1 protein-coding gene and 3 rRNA genes are annotated in these 5,480 nt (G+C 50.9%); all 4 read left to right on the forward strand.

What is annotated here, in order from left to right; all coding sequences use genetic code 11:
- The first annotated feature begins 30 nt into the window (after positions 1–30).
- Positions 31–510 carry a hypothetical protein gene (locus B5E60_RS13445; RefSeq protein WP_143260783.1) on the forward strand — a complete coding sequence of 160 codons (480 nt, stop codon included), beginning with the start codon at positions 31–33 and terminating at the stop codon, positions 508–510.
- Between the two features lie 135 nt (positions 511–645).
- Positions 646–2,173: ribosomal RNA gene (locus B5E60_RS13450) — 16S ribosomal RNA — on the forward strand.
- Between the two features lie 180 nt (positions 2,174–2,353).
- Positions 2,354–5,227: ribosomal RNA gene (locus tag B5E60_RS13455) — 23S ribosomal RNA — on the forward strand.
- A gap of 153 nt (positions 5,228–5,380) precedes the next feature.
- Positions 5,381–5,480 (forward strand): 5S ribosomal RNA (rrf, locus tag B5E60_RS13460); the annotation flags it as partial.

Below are 5,480 nucleotides of genomic sequence, written 5' to 3' on the forward strand. Positions count from 1 at the left end.
AAGCCGCCCACAGGGTCGCTATATATATAAGTGTCCGTTTCATTTTCTGTGAGGTTTACTTCGGGCAAAGATATTAAAAAAATTTTCATAAGTAACTGCCTGACGGATAGAGGAGTTTGCGATTTGGGTAAAAAGAGGGGCAAAAAAAGTGCGGAAAATATTTGGAAGGGACGGAAAAAAGTGCTTATCTTTGCACCCGCTTTGAGAGAGAGACGGCGGTTGCAGCCGCGGGATTTCGACCGAAGTGACGAGGTTCTGAGACGTTTTGACAAGATCTTTCGAAAAGATTTGGAAGATTCGGAAAAGGTTGTTACTTTTGCAGCCCGCAAGGAGGTCAGCGATGGCCGAGATGCGAGTGAGAGGGTTCTGGAAGTTTTCGAATTGAAAAGAAATCTTGAAAAAAAGATTTGGAGGTTTCAAAAAAAGTGTTTATCTTTGCACCACTTTCCGCTGAAAAAACGGCGGTCAGTCAAGGGGCGAGGAGGAGTGATCGGAGCCCCGGAAAAATAAGGAATTGTTCTTATAGAAATATACGAACAGCGTTCTTTGAAGTGATTGAGCAGCTAAAGTTTTCCACTCTTGAAAAAGAGTGATTTCAAACAATACCTTTGAGATTTGAGCTAAAGATTTAACAAAACATTTTTTACAATGGAGAGTTTGATCCTGGCTCAGGATGAACGCTAGCGGCAGGCCTAACACATGCAAGTCGAGGGGCATCGGGATTGAAGCTTGCTTCAATTGCCGGCGACCGGCGCACGGGTGCGTAACGCGTATGCAACCTACCCAGAACAGGGGGATAACACTGAGAAATTGGTACTAATACCCCATAATATATAGGGAGGCATCTTCCTATGTTGAAAACTCCGGTGGTTTTGGATGGGCATGCGTTGTATTAGCTGGTTGGTGAGGTAACGGCTCACCAAGGCGACGATACATAGGGGGACTGAGAGGTTAACCCCCCACATTGGTACTGAGACACGGACCAAACTCCTACGGGAGGCAGCAGTGAGGAATATTGGTCAATGGACGCAAGTCTGAACCAGCCATGCCGCGTGCAGGAAGACGGCTCTATGAGTTGTAAACTGCTTTTGTACGAGGGTAAACTCGATTACGCGTAATCGACTGAAAGTATCGTATGAATAAGGATCGGCTAACTCCGTGCCAGCAGCCGCGGTAATACGGAGGATCCAAGCGTTATCCGGATTTATTGGGTTTAAAGGGTGCGTAGGCGGTTTGATAAGTTAGAGGTGAAATACCGGGGCTTAACTCCGGAACTGCCTCTAATACTGTTGGGCTAGAGAGTAGTTGCGGTAGGCGGAATGTATGGTGTAGCGGTGAAATGCTTAGAGATCATACAGAACACCGATTGCGAAGGCAGCTTACCAAACTATATCTGACGTTGAGGCACGAAAGCGTGGGGAGCAAACAGGATTAGATACCCTGGTAGTCCACGCAGTAAACGATGATAACTCGCTGTCGGCGATACACGGTCGGTGGCTAAGCGAAAGCGATAAGTTATCCACCTGGGGAGTACGTTCGCAAGAATGAAACTCAAAGGAATTGACGGGGGCCCGCACAAGCGGAGGAACATGTGGTTTAATTCGATGATACGCGAGGAACCTTACCCGGGCTTGAAAGTTATCGACGGACTTGGAAACAGGTCTTCCCTTCGGGGCGAGAAACTAGGTGCTGCATGGTTGTCGTCAGCTCGTGCCGTGAGGTGTCGGGTTAAGTCCCATAACGAGCGCAACCCCTACCGTTAGTTGCCAACAGGTAAAGCTGGGCACTCTGGCGGGACTGCCGGTGTAAGCCGAGAGGAAGGTGGGGATGACGTCAAATCAGCACGGCCCTTACGTCCGGGGCTACACACGTGTTACAATGGCAGGTACAGAGGGCAGCTACCCCGCGAGGGGATGCGAATCTCGAAAGCCTGTCTCAGTTCGGATTGGAGGCTGAAACCCGCCTCCATGAAGTTGGATTCGCTAGTAATCGCGCATCAGCCATGGCGCGGTGAATACGTTCCCGGGCCTTGTACACACCGCCCGTCAAGCCATGGGAGCTGGGGGTGCTTGAAGTTCGTGACCGCAAGGAGCGACCTAGGGCAAAACCGGTGACTGGGGCTAAGTCGTAACAAGGTAGCCGTACCGGAAGGTGCGGCTGGAACACCTCCTTTCTGGAGCCAAGTTTCAAAAAAGTATTGTTTGGCTGCTCGCTTCAAAGAAACGTTACAACGGTACCGTCGAGGACGTAGGTTCAAACCAAGTACCGTTCCAGGCAGACGCAAGTTTGCAACGTTCATTGACATGATTAAGGAGATGAGATAGAGTCTCACACAGCGAAGTGTGAGAGTTGTAAGAAAGTAAGAAAGGGCGCATGGGGAATGCCTAGGCTCTTGGAGGCGAAGAAAGACGTGGTAAGCTGCGATAAGCTCCGGGGATTTGCAAACAAGATTCGATCCGGAGATTTCTGAATGGGACAACCCGTCAGGTAGAAGACCTGACATCCGGCAACGGAGGCCAACCCTCTGAACTGAAACATCTTAGTAGGAGGAGGAAAAGAAAGAAAGATCGATTTCCTAAGTAGCGGCGAGCGAACGGGAAATAGCCCAAACCGGTATTGTTACGGCAATGCCGGGGTTGTAGGACTGCAACATTCAAAAGACCATGAACTGGAACGACCTGGAAAGGTTGGCCACAGAGGGTGAAAGCCCCGTACGGGCAAGTGAGTTTTGCGATAGCAGTATCCTGAGTAGGGCGGGACACGAGGAATCCTGTCTGAATCAGCCGGGACCACCCGGTAAGGCTAAATACTCCCAAGAGACCGATAGTGAACCAGTACCGTGAGGGAAAGGTGAAAAGAACCCCGAACAGGGGAGTGAAATAGAACCTGAAACCATGCGCTTACAACCGGTCGGAGCGGCTAAGTGCCGTGACGGCGTGCCTATTGAATAATGAGCCTACGAGTTACTAATCACTGGCGAGGTTAAGTGCAGGGAAGCACGGAGCCGAAGCGAAAGCGAGTCTGAACAGGGCGGCTAGTCAGTGGTTGTAGACGCGAAACCTTGCGATCTACCCTTGAGCAGGATGAAGGTCGGGTAACACCGACTGGAGGTCCGAACGAATAAGCGTTGAAAAGCTTCTCGATGACTTGAGGGTAGGGGTGAAAGGCTAATCAAGCTGGGAAATAGCTCGTACTCCCCGAAATGCCTTTAGGGGCAGCGTTGTAATAGAGAGTCTACTGGAGGTAGAGCTACTGATTGGATGCGGGGGCTTCACCGCCTACCAAATCCTGACAAACTCCGAATGCCAGTAGTATGATTTACAGCAGTGAGCGACTGGGTGCTAATGTCCAGTTACGAGAGTGGAACAACACAGACCAGCAATTAAGGTCCCAAAGAGTATGCTAAGTTGAACTAACGATGTTTTGTTGCAGAGACAGCTAGGATGTTAGCTTGGAAGCAGCTATTCATTCAAAGAGTGCGTAACAGCTCACTAGTCGAGCGACAGAGCGTGGATAATAAACGGGCATCAAGCATATCACCGAAATTCTGGACACGAGAGTGTGGTAGGGGAGCATTCCATTCGCGCAGAAGCCGGGTCGTGAGATTTGGTGGAGCGTATGGAAAAGCAAATGTAGGCATGAGTAACGATAATGCGGGAGAGTAACCCGCACACCGCAAGACCAAGGTTTCCTGATCAACGCTAATCGGATCAGGGTTAGTCGGGTCCTAAGGGTAAGCCGAACGGTGATCTCGATGGACAATCGGTTAATATTCCGATACTGACATATGCCTCGATGGAGAGACGAAGGAACGTAAGTGACGCCATCTGACGGAATAGGTGGTTAAAGGGCGTAGGTATAGGTTCTGATTAAGAGTTGGAGCTTGCTGAGACCCGACAGTACGGAGCGGTTACGGCCAATCTGATAGTTCACCCAAGTAGACTTCCGAGAAAATCTTCTAAGTTATAGTGTATGTCACCCGTACCGTAAACCGACACAGGTGGTCGAGGAGAGTATCCTAAGGTGCTCGAGTGAATCACGGTTAAGGAACTAGGCAAATTAACCCCGTAACTTCGGGAAAAGGGGTCCCTATGAGAGTAGGGCGCAGCGAAGAGGTCCAGGCGACTGTTTATCAAAAACACAGGGCTCTGCAAATTCGAAAGAAGAGGTATAGGGCCTGACACCTGCCCGGTGCTGGAAGGTTAAGAGGGGATGTCATCGCAAGAGAAGCATTGAATCGAAGCCCCAGTAAACGGCGGCCGTAACTATAACGGTCCTAAGGTAGCGAAATTCCTTGTCGGGTAAGTTCCGACCTGCACGAATGGTGTAACGATCTGGACACTGTCTCAACCGTGAGCTCGGTGAAATTGTAGTCCCGGTGAAGATGCCGGGTACCCGCGACGGGACGAAAAGACCCCGTGAACCTTTACTATAGCTTAACGCTGAATTTGGGTACACAATGTGTAGGATAGGCCGGAGGCAATGAGACGGGCACGCCAGTGTTCGTGGAGCCGACGTTGAAATACGGCCCTTTGTGTACTTGGATTCTAACCCCCGGGAGGGGGACACCGTTTGGTGGGTAGTTTGACTGGGGTGGTCGCCTCCAAAAGCGTAACGGAGGCTTCCCAAGGTGCCCTCAGCACGAATGGTAACCGTGCGCAGAGTGCAATAGCATAAGGGCGCTTGACTGTGAGACCGACAAGTCGATCAGGTACGAAAGTAGGGTATAGTGATCCGGTGGTTCTGTGTGGACTGGCCATCGCTCAAAGGATAAAAGGTACTCCGGGGATAACAGGCTGATCGCCGCCAAGAGCTCATATCGACGCGGCGGTTTGGCACCTCGATGTCGGCTCGTCACATCCTGGGGCTGGAGAAGGTCCCAAGGGTTCGGCTGTTCGCCGATTAAAGTGGCACGCGAGCTGGGTTCAGAACGTCGTGAGACAGTTCGGTCTCTATCTGTCGCGGGCGCAGGAAGATTGAGGGGTCCTGACTTTAGTACGAGAGGACCGAGTTGGACGAACCTCCGGTGTATCGGTTATGCTGCCAAGTGTACCGCCGAGTAGCCGCGTTCGGTTTGGATAAGCGCTGAAAGCATCTAAGCGCGAAGCCATCCCCAAGATAAGTCTTCCCTTGAGGGGCGTAGGAGACGACTACGTTGATAGGCTGCAGGTGTAAAGACAGTAATGTCAAAGCCGAGCAGTACTAATTACCCGAACGGCTTTCCTACAGCGAATCTTTATCTCATTTCCCTAACGTGTCAAACCATACCGGGTGCGACGGATATGTATCGGAAGATACTCGCACGGTTTGCAGAGGCCGAGGGGTCGGGAGAGGCCCGGGGTTGCAAGACGAAGCAGTCCTCCTCTGTGAAAAAGTTCTTTTAGGTGGTTATAGCAGTGAGGTTCCACCTCTTCCCATTCCGAACAGAGAAGTTAAGCTCACTTACGCCGATGGTACTGCGGTTATCCCGTGGGAGAGTA

The sequence above is a fragment of the Alistipes sp. An116 genome (genome assembly GCF_002161005.1).
Lineage (GTDB): Bacteria > Bacteroidota > Bacteroidia > Bacteroidales > Rikenellaceae > Alistipes > Alistipes megaguti.